Origin of the sequence: Allobosea spartocytisi (genome assembly GCF_014764685.1) — a bacterium.
Lineage (GTDB): Bacteria > Pseudomonadota > Alphaproteobacteria > Rhizobiales > Beijerinckiaceae > Allobosea > Allobosea spartocytisi.
The window spans coordinates 239,970-255,334 of record NZ_JACXWY010000005.1 but is presented as its reverse complement, the minus strand read 5'-3'; the positions used below and the strand labels follow the sequence as shown (position 1 = coordinate 255,334).

General features: G+C 68.2%; 14 protein-coding genes. 3 read left to right on the top strand and 11 right to left on the bottom strand.

Features of this window, described 5'->3' with window-relative positions; genetic code table 11:
- Positions 1-39: 39 nt before the first annotated feature.
- The 9 genes from IED13_RS10850 to IED13_RS10810 form a co-directional block, all read right to left on the bottom strand.
- Entirely contained in the window at positions 40-996 is a 957-nt protein-coding gene (locus IED13_RS10850; RefSeq protein WP_210323572.1) for an ABC transporter permease, read from the bottom strand.
- 5 nt (positions 997-1,001) lie between these two features.
- Entirely contained in the window at positions 1,002-1,796 is a 795-nt protein-coding gene (locus IED13_RS10845; RefSeq protein ID WP_191124188.1) for an SDR family NAD(P)-dependent oxidoreductase, read from the bottom strand.
- 1 nt (position 1,797) lies between these two features.
- Positions 1,798-2,610, bottom strand: coding sequence for a BtpA/SgcQ family protein (locus IED13_RS10840; protein WP_191124187.1), 813 nt, complete (start codon positions 2,608-2,610; stop codon positions 1,798-1,800).
- Positions 2,611-2,622: 12 nt separating this feature from the next.
- Positions 2,623-4,152, bottom strand: coding sequence for a xylulokinase (locus IED13_RS10835; RefSeq protein WP_191124186.1), 1,530 nt, complete (start codon positions 4,150-4,152; stop codon positions 2,623-2,625).
- Positions 4,149-4,868, bottom strand: coding sequence for a GntR family transcriptional regulator (locus IED13_RS10830; RefSeq protein ID WP_191124185.1), 720 nt, complete (start codon positions 4,866-4,868; stop codon positions 4,149-4,151). The genes IED13_RS10835 and IED13_RS10830 overlap by 4 nt, the downstream gene beginning before the upstream one ends.
- Before the next feature lie 50 nt (positions 4,869-4,918).
- Complete coding sequence (locus IED13_RS10825; RefSeq protein WP_191124184.1) at positions 4,919-5,929, bottom strand: Gfo/Idh/MocA family protein; 1,011 nt, start codon at positions 5,927-5,929, stop codon at positions 4,919-4,921.
- A gap of 9 nt (positions 5,930-5,938) precedes the next feature.
- Positions 5,939-6,961, bottom strand: a complete 1,023-nt coding sequence (locus IED13_RS10820; RefSeq protein ID WP_191124183.1) for a Gfo/Idh/MocA family protein — start codon at positions 6,959-6,961, stop codon at positions 5,939-5,941.
- Positions 6,962-6,973: 12 nt separating this feature from the next.
- Complete coding sequence (locus IED13_RS10815; RefSeq protein WP_038362785.1) at positions 6,974-8,155, bottom strand: extracellular solute-binding protein; 1,182 nt, start codon at positions 8,153-8,155, stop codon at positions 6,974-6,976.
- A 147-nt stretch (positions 8,156-8,302) separates the two neighbouring features.
- Positions 8,303-9,487: an ROK family protein gene (locus IED13_RS10810; RefSeq protein ID WP_191124182.1), complete on the bottom strand. Its 1,185-nt coding sequence runs from the start codon at positions 9,485-9,487 to the stop codon at positions 8,303-8,305.
- Between the two features lie 132 nt (positions 9,488-9,619).
- Here IED13_RS10810 and IED13_RS10805 point away from each other — a divergent pair, with 132 nt between their 5' ends.
- The 3 genes from IED13_RS10805 to IED13_RS10795 are packed head-to-tail and all read left to right on the top strand — an operon-like array spanning position 9,620 to position 12,632.
- Positions 9,620-10,366: a glucosamine-6-phosphate deaminase gene (locus IED13_RS10805; protein WP_191124181.1), complete on the top strand. Its 747-nt coding sequence runs from the start codon at positions 9,620-9,622 to the stop codon at positions 10,364-10,366.
- 3 nt (positions 10,367-10,369) lie between these two features.
- Positions 10,370-11,404, top strand: a complete 1,035-nt coding sequence (locus IED13_RS10800) for an N-acetylglucosamine-6-phosphate deacetylase (RefSeq protein WP_191124180.1) — start codon at positions 10,370-10,372, stop codon at positions 11,402-11,404.
- A 31-nt stretch (positions 11,405-11,435) separates the two neighbouring features.
- Positions 11,436-12,632, top strand: coding sequence for an extracellular solute-binding protein (locus IED13_RS10795; RefSeq protein ID WP_142022788.1), 1,197 nt, complete (start codon positions 11,436-11,438; stop codon positions 12,630-12,632).
- Between the two features lie 169 nt (positions 12,633-12,801).
- On the opposite strand, the gene IED13_RS10790 is transcribed toward IED13_RS10795, so the two are convergent.
- Together IED13_RS10790 and IED13_RS10785 are read right to left on the bottom strand one after the other, a co-directional pair.
- A complete protein-coding gene (locus IED13_RS10790; RefSeq protein ID WP_191124179.1) occupies positions 12,802-14,523 on the bottom strand; it encodes an ABC transporter ATP-binding protein in 1,722 nt (573 codons plus the stop codon).
- Complete coding sequence (locus IED13_RS10785; RefSeq protein ID WP_038364018.1) at positions 14,520-15,338, bottom strand: ABC transporter permease; 819 nt, start codon at positions 15,336-15,338, stop codon at positions 14,520-14,522. Before IED13_RS10785 ends, IED13_RS10790 begins: the two co-directional genes overlap by 4 nt.
- Positions 15,339-15,365 lie beyond the last annotated feature (27 nt).

Sequence of the window (15,365 nt, the reverse complement as noted above, 5' to 3'; positions counted from 1 at the left end):
ACTCCCCTCTTCTGTTTCTTTGAGCGCAGACTCTGGATCTCAGACCTTGAACGCCACCTTCCGGATCGCGCTGGCCGAGAAGGCGACGGAGCCGATCATGATCGCGCCGAGCATGATGTCCTGAACGTAATAGGCGGCGCCGAGCAGCACCAAGCCATTGCCGAGCACCTTGAGCACGAGCGCCGCGAAGACCGTGCCCGGCACGTTGGGCTTGCCGGGCTCGAACATGGTCATGCCGAGCAGCACGGCGGCGATGGCATAGAGCAGGTAGTCGCCCGCCATGTTCGGTGCGGCGGAGGACAGGTTGGCGGCGAGCAGCACCGCCATGATGCCGGCGAAGACGCCGGCGAGCAGGAGGCCGATGCGCTTCATCCGCGCGGTCGCGATGCCGGCGAGCCGCGCTGCCTCGTCCGCCTCGCCGGTCGCGACCATATGGGCGCCGGTGCGGGTCCATTTGACCAGCCCCCAGGCGAAGAGCGTGGCGCCCGCCAGCCAGAGCACGAGATTGGGAATGCCGAAGCTGGAGCCGCGCGCCAGCCCGGTGAACTGGATCGGCCAGCGGCCGGTGAAGGCGACGCCCTGCGTGATCATGAAGGCGCAGCCCCGCGCGATGGCGCCGGTGCTCAGCGTCATGATCAGGGAGGGGATGCGCAGCCGCGTCACCCCGAAGCCATTGAGCGTGCCGAAGACCACGCCGACGGCCAGCGCCGCCGCCACCGCTGCGGCCGGAGGATACTGGAGCTTGATCAGCCAGCCGCAGACCACGGCCGCGAGGCTTGCGACCTCGGCGACGGAGAGGTCGAGCTCAGCCACGATGAAGGCAAGCGTGAAGCCCAGCGCCAGGATGGCGAGGAAGCTCGTATCCTTCAGCACGTTGACGATATTGGTCGCCGTCGCGAAATTCGGCGCGAAGATCAGGAAGAACAGGATCAGCGCCAGCCCGGCGAGCGCCGTGCCGTAGCGGCCGATCAATTCGCGCAGGTGGACGCCGCCCATCCGGTTCAGGCTCCCTTCGCGATGGTCGAGATCGGCGACAGGATCTCGATGCCGCCGGTGATCGGGATGAGCGCGCCGGTGACGAAGGCGGCGCCGTCCGAAAGCAGGAAAGCGATCACGTTGGCGACATCCTCGGGCCGTCCCAATCTCCCCAGCGGCGTCCGTTGCGCCGCGCCCTCGACCAGCGCATTGAACTGCTGAGCGAATCCGTTGCGCACCATTGGCGTATCGATGATGCCCGGCGCAACCGCATTCACGCGGATTCCATGCGGCCCGAGCTGCTGGGCCATGCCGTAGGTGAGGGTCGCGACGCCGCCCTTGGCCGAGCCATAGGCGAGATTGGCGCCGCCATTGCTGTGGGCGATCGAGGAGATATGGACGATCGAGCCGCCCTCGCTTTGGTCGATCATCTGGCGGGCGGCGGCTTTCGAGATGCGGAAGACGGCCGAAAGGTTGATGTCGACGAGCCTGTCCCACTCGTCATCCTCCATCTCGACCAGCGGCACGGGGCGCGAGGCGCCGGCGCCGGTCACGAGATGGTCGAGCCGACCGAAGCGCGTGGCGGCGAGATCGACCGCCGCCTGCGCGAAGTCGCGCTCGCGGACATCGCCGGCCAGCGTTTGCGCTTCGCCGCCTGCGGCCGTGATGTCGGCGGAGAGCGCATCGAGCCCGGCCTGATCGAGCCCGCAGAGCAGGAGGCGATGGCCGGCAGCTGCGAGCGTCGTGGCGAGGACCGAGCCGATGCCGCCGGAGGCGCCGGTGATGAGCGTGACGGGCTTGGTCGTGGTGGGCCTGGTCATCTCAGGCCGCCTTGCGGGCTTCATAGGCGCGCACCAGGGCGTGGGCGCGCTTCGGGTCGACCGGGTTCAGGGTCTGGCGGTCCTGCTTGATCGAGGTGCCGATGATGAAGATGTCGGCGACCTCCGAGAGCCGGGCGATATTCTCCTCGGCGACGCCGGTACCGACCGCGACGGGCGTATCCGGGACCTGCTTGGCGACGCGCTCGATCACCGAGATGTCCGCTTCCTTGCCGGCGGCCGGGCCGCCGACGCAGACGACATCCGCGAGCCCGATGAAGACCGCGCCCGAGGCATGCTGCTCGACGGGGCGCGTGTCGAGATTGATCGAGAAGCCCGGCGTGACGTTGCAGATGATGCGGATGTTCTCCGCGCCGAGATTGGCGCGCAGGCGCAAGGCGCGGGCGCCGTCCGGCGTCATCATGCCGATATCGCCGGCGAGCAGCCCGGTCAGGAAGGCGCGCACGAAGCGCCCGCCCGTGGCATGGGCGACGGCGATGGAGGCGGGCGGGTCGATCAGCATGTTGACGCCGTGCGGCAGCTTCGTCTGCGCCTGGCATTCGGCGATCACCTCGGTCATCGCCGCGACGACCTCGACCGGCATGTTGGCCTCATAGGGCATGTCGGATTCATTGGTGTAGAGCAGAGCGTGGAAGCCGGCCTCCTCCAGGATCCGGGCCTCTTCCTTCGCCTGATTGACGATCTTCCGCATGCCGCCGCTGCGGTCGTAGAGCGGCGTACCGGGCAGGGCGAGCGTATGGACGCAGCCGACCAGCAGATGGTCGCGGCCATATTCGGTCTGGACGAGGGTCTTCATGGCGTCGGGTCCTTACGGAGACGATGGCGTGGCATGGACGCCTGGCAGGCTGCCGGCGCTGCGCGAGAGCCCGGCGAGATCGGCCGAGATCGGCGCGAGCGCGGCCTCGGCCCGGCGGAAGACGGCAAACAGGGCGTCATAGGCTCCGCGACGAGCCGGATCAGGTTCGTAGCGCCGGGCGGGGGTGACGAGCGCCTCCTGCGCCGCCGCGAGCGAGGGGAAGCGGCCGAGTCCCGTCCAGGCGATGATGGCGGCGCCGAGCAGGCCGGGCTCCTTCGCGGCACCGACCACGACCGGGCGGTTGCTGAGATCGGCCTTGATCTGCGCCCAGACCGGGTTGGAAGCGGCACCGCCGCCGAATCGGATCTCGCCGACCGGGGCGCCGAGCGCGGCCTCGGCCCGTTCCAGCACGATGCGGTTGAGGCAGGCGACACCTTCCAGAACGGCAAAAGCGAGATCTGTCGCGCCATGCTGGCGGCCAAGTCCGAGGAAGGCGCCGCGCAAGGCCGGGTTCCAATAAGGCACGCGCTCGCCCTGGAGATAGGGCAGGAAGACCAATGGCTGCGGATGGCGCCGGCCGGCCAGCAGCTTGCCGATGCCGTCGCCGACATCAGCGAAGCCGCGCTCCGTGCCGCCGAGCAGGGACACCAGCCAGGCGGCGGTGTCGGCGCCGTTCTGGCTGGGGCCGCCGAGCTGCCAGAGTCCGCGCCAGTCGACCGTCAGCAGGCCCTCAGTGGCAGCGGCCCGCTCGCCGACGACGCCGAGGACTTCGGTGGTGCCGGAGATGTTGTAGGCGAAGCCGGGCCGCATCGCGCCCAGCCCGGTCACGGCGACCCAGGTATCGCTGGACGAGCAGAAGACCGGCACACCCGCCAATCGCCCGAGCGCGCCGGGCAGACCCGGCTGGACCGGCCCAAGCACCGCGCAAGGCTCCAGCACTTGCGGGATGATCGCGGCGTTCAGCCCGATAGCCGAGAGCGCATCGCCATCTCCCGCCACCTCGGTGCAGGCCATCAGCCGCGCCATCGAGACGGGGTCGCCCGCCTGCCGGCCGGTGAGGCGGAAATTCAGCCAGTCCTTCGGCTCCAGCACGCTGGCCAGCGCCCGGAAGCTCGCTTCCTCCTCCTCGGCCAGCCAGGCGAGTCGGGCGAGCGGGTGGAAGGCGTTGATGCGCTCGGCTTCGGGATGATCCGCGAGCCGGTCGCGCAGGCGGGCGGCCGCCGCTTCCGAGCGGGTGTCCTTCCAGGTGATCGCCGGCCTGAGCTGGCGCCCGTCGCGGCCGAGAAAGACCTGCGTGCGGGTGACGCCGCAGATGGCGATGCCTTCGACCGCGCCGAACAGTTCGGGCTCGGCCTCCGCGAGCTTGGCGGCCGCTTCACAAAGAATCGTCCACCAGGCTTCGGCATCGACTTCAGACCAGCCCATGCGGTCGATCAGCGTCGGGCCGATGATGACGCTTTCGGCGCGTGTGCGCCCTTGCGCGTCGACAAGCGCGGCGCGGAAGCTGGTGCCGCCGAGATCGCAGGCGAGGACCACGCTCATGAAGTGACGCTCCCGACCTGCCGGCGGATGGTGAAGCGGTAGATGTCGCCGCGGATCAGGTTGTCGCTGACCTCGATCACGCCGCCGACCGCGTCGCGGGCGATGCGCTGCGAGCGGAAGATCGCGGTGCCCGAGGGGATGCCGAGATGGCCGGCGTCTTCGGCCTCGGCCGCGAGCGGTTCCAGCGTCTCCTCGACGGTCGCGACATGGATGCCGCGGCATTCGGCGAGGTAGCGGTAGAGCGAGGCATCCATCAATTCATCCGGTCTCACCGAGCCGAGCACGCCGGCGCCGAGGCGCGAGCGTTGCAGCACGGCCGGCTCGTCGTCCAGGCTACGCAGGCGCAGGAGGTCGACGATGCCGTCGCGGGCGATGTCGGCGCCGAACAAGGTGAACTCGGCCGGCGTCGCCGCGCGGGTGGCGAGAGCGAGCACCCGCGTCTTCGGCACGCGGCCGGCCATGCGGGCCTCGCTATGGAAGTCGACGATGCTGCCGAGATGCTTGGTGATGTGGCGCGGCCGGTAGAAGGTGCCCTTGCCTTGCCGGCGTTCGATCAGCCCCTGGTCCTGCAACTGCTTCAGTGCGGCACGGATCGTGGTGCGGCTCGCGCCGTAGCGTTCGCAAAGCTCATGCTCGGAGGGGATCGCCCGAGAATCGTCGCCCCCGGCCGCAAGGCCGAGTTCGAGACTATGGGCGATCTCCTGATAACGGATCATGCGGCATTCCCGGCGGGATGCCGTATAGGAAGATACAAATCCGATACAAGTCAAGCGGTGCGGCGCGCCGCCTGCAAGATTTCGTCGACGAGCCGCTGCGAGGCCAAGGCCTCCTCGCCGGAGACGGCGGGATCGCGGCCTTGTTCGATCGCGTCGAGGAAGTCGGCGATGACGGCGCGGTGGGCGTCATGCGGGAAATCCATGATGTTGGCGCCGCTGCCGGTCGAGCCCTCGGCCTCGACCACCTCCTCGCGCCCGTCGAGGAAGGCGAGGCGAAGCCGTCCGCCGATCAGGGAGGCGAAGCCCTTCGTGCCGGTGATCTCGATGCGCTCGGGATAGCCTGGATAGGCGGCGGTGGTCGTGACGAGGGTCGCGGGGGCGCCGTTACCGGTTTCGAGCAGAGCGGAGACGTAGTCTTCCGTTTCCATGCGATGGATGGCGGTGGTGCGCGCCTGCGCCGCCACGACCTTGGAGACGCCGACGAGGGAGCGGAACAGATCGAGCGAATGGATCGCCTGGGTCAGCAGCACGCCGCCGCCGTCGCGGGCCAGCGTGCCGCGGCCGGGCTCATCGTAATAGCTCTGCGGACGCCACCACGGCACGGTCAGAAACGCCGCCTCGACGCTGCCGAGTTCACCGGAATCGAGCGCAGCCTTGAGGCGCAGGCTCGCCGGCCGGAAGCGATGCTGCAGCGTGACGCCGAAGGTTTTCCCGGTGCGGCGGGCGGTGTCGACGAGGCGCTGGCCGCGCTCGCTGGTCAGCTCCAGAGGCTTTTCGACCAGAACATGTTTGCCGGCTTCAAGGCAGAGGGCGGAGACGTCGAGATGGCTCGAGGGCGGCGTGAGCACGATGGCGGCGTCGACGGTGGGGTCCGCCAGCACGGCATCGAGATCGGTCGTAGTCGGGAAGGGGAATTGCTGCGCATAGGCCTTGGCGCGGTCCGGCGTGCGGCTGACCGCCCAGCGGACCTCGGCACGGCCGGCGAGATCGAGCAGGCTCTTCGAGTGCGGCAGTGAAGCCGGGCCGAGCCCGATCACGGCGATGCCGAGCTTGCGTGTCATGGCGTTTCCTCAGGATCGCGCTTCAGGCCGCACCGGCAGCCGGGCGGCCTTTGCCTGCGCCTCCAGGGCGAGGCGGCAGACGGTGAAGGTGTGGCGCTGGCTGGTGGCGGTTTCGCTGCGGGCGCCGATATCCACGATCAGGTCGCGAAAATAGGTCAGCGGCTCGTGTGAGGCGTCGATATGGCGGGTGCCGGCCTTGTCGACGAGGAAGACATGGTCGGTGCCCGGCCGGCCGGCGATATCGACATATTTGCGCAATTCGATGGTGCCCTCGGTGCCGAGGATGGTGAGGCGCCCGTCGCCCCAGGTCGGCAGGCCGTCGGCGGTGAACCAGTCGACGCGGATATAGCCGCCGGCCCGGTCGCTGCGCAGCAGGATCTCGCCGAAATCCTCGAAATCGGGAAAGTCCGGCCCGCCGAAATGGCCGATGCCGGAGGCGACGATCCCGGCATTGTCCGAGCCGGTGAAATGCAGGAACTGGTCGATCTGGTGCGAGGCGATATCGGTCAGGATGCCGCCATAATGGCGCTTGTCGAAGAACCAGCCCGGCCGGATCGCCCGGTTGAAGCGATGCGGCCCGAGGCCGAGCGTCTGGACGACGCGGCCGATCGCGCCGTCGGCAATCAGTTTGCCGGCTATAATCGTCGCGGGAACGATGAAGCGCTCGGAGAAGCAGACCGAGAAGATGCGCCCGGTCTCCGCGACCGCCTGCTCGACCGCGGCGAGCTGGTCGAAATCGGTGACGCCGGGCTTGTCGACCATCACATCCTTGCCCGCCCGCATCGCGCGGATGGCGATGGCGGCGCGCTCAGCAGGGATGGCGGCGCAGAGGATGAGATCGATCGCGGGATCGTCGATCAGCCGGTCCGCGCTCACCTCCGGCAGGGTCGGGAAGCGCTCGCGGAAACCGTCGAGCACCCGCTCGTCACTGGTCGCGGGATCGAAGCCGACGCAGGTCGCGCCGGCTGCGAGGAGACCACCGACCATATGGTAGATATGGCGGTGGTCGAGGCCGATGGCGGCGAAGCGCATGCCGGATAGCTCCTATTGCGGCGCCCCGTGGCCGACGCCGACCTCCTGATCCCAGCGCCGGAAGGCGGCGACGAGGCGTTCCGGCGTCAGCGGCGGCCGGGTCGGCAGGGTCTCGATCAGCTTGTCGTATTCGGGGCGGCCGAATTCGGCGAGCACGTCGCGGCTCTCCTGCGGCGCCTGCGCCAGGGTGACGCCCTTCACTGCCGGGCCGGGATAGAAATAGCCCTTGTCGAAGGTGAAGGCCTGCGCCTCCGGCTTCAGCATGTAGGACATCAGCGCGAGCAGGGCCGGCATCTTCTCGGCCGCCGTGCCCTTCGGGATGCACATGAACTGCGTGTCGGGAATCCAATGGGTCTTGTCGAGCACGAAGACCTTGGCCTCCTTCGGCACGATGCCGAGCGCGCGCGGGTTGATGTCCCAGCCCAGCGTCGAGACGATGACGTCGCGGGTGCCTTCGCCGAGCTCCTTCATCGTCGCGGCGGTGCCGCCGGGGTAATAGTCGATGCCGGTGCCGAGCTCCTTGAGATAGGCCCAGCTCTTGTCCCAGCCCTTCATCGGGTCGCTCGGGTCGGAATCGCCGAGGATGTAGGGCAGGCCCTGCAGCCAGGTCCAGCCGGGGCCGGAATTGACCGGCCGCGCATAGGTGAAGCGCTTCGGGTTCTGCTTGACATAGGCGAGGAGGTCCTCGGCCGTCTTCGGCACGGTCTTGAGCCGGTCCGGCGCATATTCGAAGAGCGGGCCGGAGGGCGAGTAGACCACGGCGACGCCTTCGTTCTGGCCGAAGTTGCGCTGCATCATCAGCGCCTGCTCGTGATAGATCTCCTCGGCCTTGGGCAGGCTCGCGGCATGCGATTTCCAGACATCGACCCAGAGCCCCTGCTGGATGCCGTCCGACATGGCGCCGGGGCCGGTCAGCACGAGGTCGATATCGACGCGGTTGGCCGCCTGCTGCGCCTTGAGCTTGCCCGGCAGTTCCGGCGAGGGCGCGCGCGAGAAATTCAGCCGCGAGATCAGCTTCGGATTGTCCTTGCCGAAGCGTTCGATAGCCGCCTGGGTGAGCTGCAGATTGCCGGCGACGTCGATGATGTTGAGCGCAACAGGCCCGGATGCGGCTTGCGCGAAGGCGCCTCCGGCCTTGAGCGCGGCGAGGCCGGCCGCGCCGGCCATGACGGTGCGTCGTGTCGGATGTGTCATGTTCTCTCCCTGGGTTCACGGCTCTCTTCTGACGTCATGAGCGACGCCGCGGAGCCCTTACGCTGGGATACTAGTGCACTACTTTCAGTGCCAACAAGCGCATTCCTGCGCATGGCCGGCATCCATTTGTCGAAGCCGGAGCGTGCTTCAGGCCGAATTCAACAGCAGCGCCTCGGCGGCCCGGCTCAGGAGCGGGGCCGCGGCGCCGTGGATCTCATAGAGCTGGCTGGCATCGACGCTGACGAGGTCCGGCACGGCGAAGCCGTCCATGGTCCCCTCGGCCCGGAACAGTGCATTGAAATGTGCCCAGAGCTGCGGATTGCTGGCGAAGGGACCGCTGACCGCGATGCGGGCCGGAAACAATAATCGGCAGGCATTGGCCAGCGCCCGCGCCAAGGTCCGGCAGGCCGTGTCGATCTCCGGCAAGGCGAGGAGGTCGAGCCCGGCGAACTGGCGGGACAGGCGCTTCTCGTCCTCGTCGAGCGCCGGCCAGTGCCGGCGCAAGGCCGGGAGCAGCGCCCAGAGCGCGGCGCCGGTCTCGAGGCAGCCGGTATTGCCGCAGCCGCAGGGCCGGTCCCCCAGCGCGGCCAGCCGCCAATGGCCGAGCTCGCCGAAAGAGCCGGCCGGGGCGAAGGGCCTGCCGTCTTCGGCATAGGCGAGGCCGATGCCCCAGCCCCAATGCAGCAGGAGCGTGCCGCCGCTGAACTGCTCGGGATCGCGGGCGGCACGGGCGCGCAGCTCGGCATCGAGATTGCGGCAGATCTCGACCGGCCCGGCGATAGGCGCAAGGACCGCTTCGACATCGAGTCCGCGCATCCGCGGCCAGCGCGAGGCCAAGAGCCATTGGCCGCGGCGCAGGTCGATCAGGCCAGAGAGCGAGACCGCCGTGCCGGCATGGCTCATGCCGGGCGGCATCGCTTCCAGCAGGGTCCGCGCCAGCGCGGCCATGGCTTCGGCGATGGTCTCGTTGCTGGCCTCCGCCTCGATCGGCATGCGGCGCTCGGTGACCAGATGCCCGCTGAGATCGACCAGCGCGCCGGACAGGGATTGGCTGGAGACATGGATGACGGAGGCGCCGATCCGTCGATTATGGGCCAGCAGGATGGCGGAGGGGCGGCCTCGGCCCGTGGCTTCGCCGGTCGTTTCGATGACGAGGCGGCGCGCCACCAGATCCCCGACCACGCGCGAGGTGCTGGTCGAGCGCAGGTCGAGCAGGCGGCTGAGGTCGCCGCGCGAATGGGCCTGGCCGGCGAGGATCAAGCCATAGGCACGAGCGCAGTCGCGCTGATGCGCCAGTCCGAAGCGTGTTTCGTCGAGCGCGATCAGACTCATGGCAGCTTCGGGAACGAGCGCCGTATTTCAGAACGGTTGCGTTCAAAATTAATCATTGCGTTCCGGAGCGGCCTTGGTGAAGCTCAGTGCCAGAATATCGGAAATTTTAGCTCGCAAAAGGTTCAAAAATCGATGATCGAGATGCATGTCGCCTCCGACAAGGATCTTCTCGGCCGGCAGGCGGCGGCGCTGGGCGCGCAAGCGATCCGCGAGGCGATCGCACGTGACGGGGAAGCCTCGATCGTCGTCGCGACCGGCGCGAGCCAGTTCGAGATGCTGTCGCATCTGGTCAAGGCCGAGGGCATCGACTGGTCGAAGGTCACCGCCTTCCATCTCGACGAATATGTCGGCCTGCCCGAGACGCATCCGGCGAGCTTCCGGCGCTATCTGCGCCTGCGCTTCATGGCGCCGCTGAACGATGCGCCGCGCTTCGTTCCCGTCGATGGCGAGGGCGATCCGCAGGCGAATGCGAAGGCGCTGAGCGGCCTGATCGCTGGCCGGCGCATCTGCGTCTGCTTCGCCGGCATCGGCGAGAACTGCCACCTCGCCTTCAACGATCCGCCGGCCGATTTCGAGACGGAAGAACCCTATATCGTCGTGACGTTGGACGAGGCCTGCCGGCGCCAGCAATTCGGCGAGGGCTGGTTCCCGAGCTTCGAGGCGGTGCCGCAGCAGGCGATCTCGATGAGCATCCGCCAGATCATGAAGAGCGAATTGATCGTGCTCTCGGTCTCCGACACCCGCAAGGCCGAGGCCGCGAAGGCGGCACTGGAAGGGCCGGTCAGCAATCTCAGCCCCGCCTCGATCCTGCAGACGCATCCGCGCACCGTGCTCTTCATCGATCCGGCCGCCGCCGTGCTGCTGACCCGGAAGGGCTGAGGGATGCGCACGCCCGGCCTCGTCGATCTCCAGGTCAACGGCTTCGCCGGGGTCGACTTCAATTCCGGGACGATCACGGCCGCCGAGCTCGACCGGGCGCTGGAGGCGATGCTGGCGACCGGCGTCACCACTTGCCTGCCGACGATCATCACCGCGCATCCCCATGAGCTGGCAGCGCGCTTCACGGCGCTCGACAAGGCGGTGAGCGAAAGCCGGCTCGGGCCGTTGATGTGCCCCGGCTATCATCTGGAGGGGCCGTTCCTCAATCCGACCGGCGGCTATGCCGGCTGCCATCCGCCTGAGGCGATGACGGCGGCGGATGCCGGCCTGATCGCGAAGCTGGAGCAAGGCCTCGCGCGGCCGATCCTGATGGTGACGCTGGCTCCCGAGGTCGCGGGCGGAATCGCGCTCGTGGCTGCGTTGGCGCGTCTGGGCAAGGTCGTCGCCATCGGCCATGCGGCGGTGGATTTCGAGATCGTGGCGGCGGCGGCCGATGCCGGCGCGACGCTCTCGACCCATCTCGGCAACGGCCTGCCGCAGCAGATGCACAAGCTGGTCAACCCGCTCTTCGCGCAGCTCGCGGAGGACCGGCTGATGGCGGGCTTCATCGCCGACGGCATCCATATCCATCCGAAGGCGCTGAAGAGCCTCATCCGGGCCAAGGGGCTCGAACGCTCGATCCTGGTCACCGACGCGGTCGTGGCGGCCGGCGCCGAGCCGGGGCGCTACAGCTTCGCCGGCATGCCGGTCGATCTGGCGGCTGACGGCTCGGTGCGCCAGCCCGGCGGCGTTTCGCTCGCAGGTTCGGCGCTCAAGCTCGACGATGCCGTGCGCAACGTCGTCGCCTGGGCCATCGCCACGCCGGAGGGGGCGGTGGCGATGGCCTCGACCCATGCGCTGGCCGCGATCGCGGGCGCCTTGGCTAAGGCCGGCATCGCCTTGCCGGAGAGCGAGATCGCATGGTCGCCGGAATTGCGGGTGCGCAGCGTCCGAGTCGGCGACATCACGCGCGAATTTGCTGCACCCGCAGCGGCCTGAAGACGTCACCATCAAACAAAAGGGGAGAACCATGACGGAATTCTCGAAGGGTATCGATCGCCGCGCCGTCCTCGGAGGGCTCGGGGCGCTGGCGACCGGAGCGAGCGGCGCCTTCGCCGCTTCGCCGCCGCTGCCTTCCGCGCCGGTCGCGATCAACATCATCGATGTCGGCGGGGCGCTGGCGCTGATGCAGCAGGCTTTCGACGATTATCGCAGCGCCAATCCCAAGCTGGTCTCGCGTATCACCTATGTGAAGGCGCCCGCACCGGAACTTGCGAGCAAGATCAAGGCGCAGCAGGATGCCGGCCGCTCCGATCTCGACCTCGTGCTGACCGGTTCGGACGGCCTCGCGGCCGGGCTCGAACAGAATCTCTGGCTCAAGATCTTCCCGGATTTCGCCGACAAGTTCCCCGGTCTCGAGGAGAACTACGAGCCGGCGGCGCTCAACCTGCACAAGGCGCAAGGTGCGGGCTTCGGCGTGGTGATGAACTATTACCCGTCCGGCCCGCTGCTCGAATACATGCCCGACCGCGTCAAGCAGGTGCCGACCACGGCGGAGGAGCTGCTGGCCTGGGCCAAGGCCCATCCCAACAAGTTCATGTATGCGCGCCCGACCAATTCGGGACCCGGCCGCACCTTCATGATGGGCCTGCCCTATCTGCTGGGGGACAAGGACCCGCAGGATCCGGTCGGCGGCTGGGACAAGACCTGGGCCTATCTGCAGGAACTCGGCCAGCACATCGAGTATTACCCGGCCGGCACCGGCGCGACGATGAAGGAGTTCGGCGACGGCTCGCGTGACATCATCATCTCGACGACGGGCTGGGACATCAACCCGCGTGCGCTCGGCATCGTGCCGAAGGAAGCGAAGATCCAGACGTTGAAGGGCTTCCACTGGGTCTCGGACGCCTTCTTCATGTGCGTGCCGAAGGGGGTGCCGAACGACCGCCTCGCCGTCGTGCTCGACATCATGGCGCATGTGCTGCAGCCGAAGATGCAGGCCTATTCCTATGACGAGGGCTATCTCTATCCCGGCCCGGCGGTGAAGAACGTGCCGCTCTCGCTGGCGCCGAAGCGCAGCCAGGAGGTCATCGCGGAATTCGGCCGGCCGGAATATGCCGAGCTCATCGCCAACAATCCGATCGAGCTGCCGCTGAAGCCCGACAAGATGGTCGTCGCCTTCCGCAAATGGGACGAGCTCGTCGGCGCCAAGCAGCGCAAGGGCTGAGTTCTTCCCTGCACGTCATTCTCGGGCGTCGCGTCAGCGCCGACCCGAGAATCTCCGGACAAGAAGGTGGGGAGCCTCGTCCGGCACCAGATGCTCGGGTCAAGCCCGAGTATGACGCGCGGTTTGGCTGTCGCTCCAGCTTGCGGCGCGCTCAATCCGAAAAGGCGCCTCAAGCCGAGGCGGGAGCCTCGCCCTCGCCCAATCGCCAGAACAGCCTGACGCCGCCGTCGCCGGTGCTTTCGAGGCCGGGCACGGCCGAGAGCAGCTTCTTGGTATAGTCGTGCTGCGGGTTGTCGAAGATGTCGTCGCGGGGACCTTCCTCGACGATGCGGCCCTCATGCATGACGATGACACGGTCGGCAACCTGCTCGACCACGCCGAGATCGTGGCTGATGAACAGGCAGGAGAAGCCGTGCTTCTTCTGCAGGTCGTCGAAGAGTTCCAGCACCTGCGCGCGCACGGTCACGTCGAGCGCCGAGACCGGCTCGTCGGCGATGACGAAGCTCGGCCGCCGCACGATGGCACGGGCGATGGCGACGCGCTGGCGCTGGCCGCCGGAAAGCTCGTGCGGATAGCGATCGGCGAAGCCGTCCTTCAGCCCGACCTCGGCCAGCACCTCGGCGACGCGGGCCTTCTTCTGCGTGCCGCTCATCGCCTCGACCAGCCGTAGCGGTTCGCCCACGAGCTGGCCGATGGTCATGCGCGGGTCGAGCGACGAATAGGGGTCCTGGAAGACCATCTGACAGTTGAGCCGGTAGTCCCAATAGGCGGTGTCGCTCTTCGCGATCGGCTTGCCGTTGAACAGGATCTCGCCGCCCGAGGGCTTGACCAACCCGGCGATCGACTGGCCGAGCGTCGTCTTGCCCGAGCCGGAGCCGCCGACCACCGCGACGACCTCGCCCGGCTGCACGTCGATGCTGATGCCGTGCAGGGCGCGCTTGGGCGCGCTCTTGCGGAAGAAGCCCTGCCGGCCGGGATAGTCGACGATAAGGTCGCGCACGGCGACGATCGGGGTCTGATCCTGCGGCAGGAAGCGGGCGGGCAGGCGCTGCGGCATCGCCGCCAGCAGCTTGCGGGTGTAGGGGTGCTGCGGCCGGGCGAGGATGTCCTCGGCCGAACCTTGCTCGACGACGTCGCCCTGGCACATCACGACGATGCGGCTGCAATAGCGCGCGACCATGCCGAGATCATGCGAGATCAGCAGCACGGCGGTGTCGTTGGCCTGGGTCAGGTCGACCATCAGCTCCATCACGTCGCGCTGGACCACGGCGTCGAGCGCGGTGGTCGGCTCATCGGCGAGGAGCAGAGCCGGCTTGAGCAGCATCACGGAGGCCAGCATGATGCGCTGGCGCATGCCGCCCGAGAACTGATGCGGGTAGGAGTCGAGCGCCCCTTCCGGATCGCGCAGGCCGACGCGCCGGAGCATGTCGAGGATCAGCGCCTTGCGCCCGGCGGCATCGAGCTTGCGATGCAGCTCAAGCCCCTCGTCGAGCTGGCGGCCGATCAGCATGGAGGGGTTGAGCGATGTCATCGGCTCCTGGAAGACCATGCCGACGCGGGAGCCGCGCATGGCGCGCAGATCCTTGCCGGACATGGCCATCACATCCTGGCCCTCGAAGCGGATGGCGCCGCCGGTCAGGCGCACGGCCGGCGGGATGAAGCCCATCACGGCCCGCGCGGCCAGCGTCTTGCCCGAGCCGGATTCGCCGACGATGCCGACGATCTCGCCCGGGAAGACCTGGAAGGAGACGTCGTTGACGACGCTGCGGCCGCTGGCCCCGATCTTCAGCGTGAGATGGGCAACGTCGAGAAGAGGTGCAGCGGCCTTGTTCGACGCGTTTTCTTCACGCGAACCGGTGCCCACTTCGCTTGAAAACGCTTTGGTGGTCATCGCGAGCCCCTCATCCGCGGGTCGAGCTTGTCGCGCAGCGCGTCGCCGAGCAGGTTGATGCCGAGCAGGGTCAGCGAGATGCACAGGCCCGGGAAGATGCCGAGCCAGGCGGCCTGGTCGATATAGGGCCGGGAACCGGCGAGCATGTTGCCCCAGGTCGGGGCCGGCGGCGGCACGCCGAGACCGAGGAAGGAGAGCGCGCTCTCGGCCAGCAGCACATAGCCGAACATCGAGGTCGCCAGCACGGTCAGCGGCGCGATGCAGTTCGGCAGGATGTGGCGGAGCATGGTGAAGCCCTCGCCATTGCCCATGACGCGGGAGGCTGCGATGAACTCGCGCTCGCGCAGCGAGAGCACCGTGCCGCGTACGACGCGCGCCACCGAGGGCGTATAGGCGATGCCCAGCGCGACGATGATGCCGTATTTGTTGGCGCCGAGCACGGCAAGCAAGCCGAGCGCCAGCAGGATGCCGGGGAAGGCGAGCAGCGCGTCGTTGAAGGCCATGATGACGCGGTCGGTCCAGCCGCGCATATAGCCGGAGAACAGGCCGATCGTGGTGCCCATCACGACGGCGAGCGTCACGGTCAGGATGCTGATCCACACGCTCGTCGCAGCACCCGCCATCAGGCGCGAGAGCACGTCGCGGCCGAACTCGTCGGTGCCGAGCCAGTGGAGTGCATTGGGCGCCACGAGCTTCTCGCGGAAGGAGAGCTTGAGCGGGTCGTAGGGCGTCCAGAGCGCGCCGGTGCCGGCGGCGGCGAGCAGGATCGCGATCAGCGTGCCGCCGACGAGCGCATTGGGGGCGGGGAGCTTCAGGCGGCGCTCGCCGCTCATCGTGCTGCT

What these genes read in the sequence shown, in the direction of transcription:
- IED13_RS10815 (WP_038362785.1), bottom strand. Translation starts at nt 8,155, where the DNA reads ATGACACATCCGACACGACGCACCGTCATGGCCGGCGCGGCCGGCCTC.
- IED13_RS10845 (WP_191124188.1), bottom strand. Translation starts at nt 1,796, where the DNA reads ATGACCAGGCCCACCACGACCAAGCCCGTCACGCTCATCACCGGCGCC.
- IED13_RS10850 (WP_210323572.1), bottom strand. Translation starts at nt 996, where the DNA reads ATGGGCGGCGTCCACCTGCGCGAATTGATCGGCCGCTACGGCACGGCG.
- IED13_RS10795 (WP_142022788.1), top strand. Translation starts at nt 11,436, where the DNA reads ATGACGGAATTCTCGAAGGGTATCGATCGCCGCGCCGTCCTCGGAGGG.
- IED13_RS10825 (WP_191124184.1), bottom strand. Translation starts at nt 5,929, where the DNA reads ATGACACGCAAGCTCGGCATCGCCGTGATCGGGCTCGGCCCGGCTTCA.
- IED13_RS10800 (WP_191124180.1), top strand. Translation starts at nt 10,370, where the DNA reads ATGCGCACGCCCGGCCTCGTCGATCTCCAGGTCAACGGCTTCGCCGGG.
- IED13_RS10820 (WP_191124183.1), bottom strand. Translation starts at nt 6,961, where the DNA reads ATGCGCTTCGCCGCCATCGGCCTCGACCACCGCCATATCTACCATATG.
- IED13_RS10840 (WP_191124187.1), bottom strand. Translation starts at nt 2,610, where the DNA reads ATGAAGACCCTCGTCCAGACCGAATATGGCCGCGACCATCTGCTGGTC.
- IED13_RS10810 (WP_191124182.1), bottom strand. Translation starts at nt 9,487, where the DNA reads ATGAGTCTGATCGCGCTCGACGAAACACGCTTCGGACTGGCGCATCAG.
- IED13_RS10830 (WP_191124185.1), bottom strand. Translation starts at nt 4,868, where the DNA reads ATGATCCGTTATCAGGAGATCGCCCATAGTCTCGAACTCGGCCTTGCG.
- IED13_RS10805 (WP_191124181.1), top strand. Translation starts at nt 9,620, where the DNA reads ATGATCGAGATGCATGTCGCCTCCGACAAGGATCTTCTCGGCCGGCAG.
- IED13_RS10835 (WP_191124186.1), bottom strand. Translation starts at nt 4,152, where the DNA reads ATGAGCGTGGTCCTCGCCTGCGATCTCGGCGGCACCAGCTTCCGCGCC.
- IED13_RS10790 (WP_191124179.1), bottom strand. Translation starts at nt 14,523, where the DNA reads ATGACCACCAAAGCGTTTTCAAGCGAAGTGGGCACCGGTTCGCGTGAA.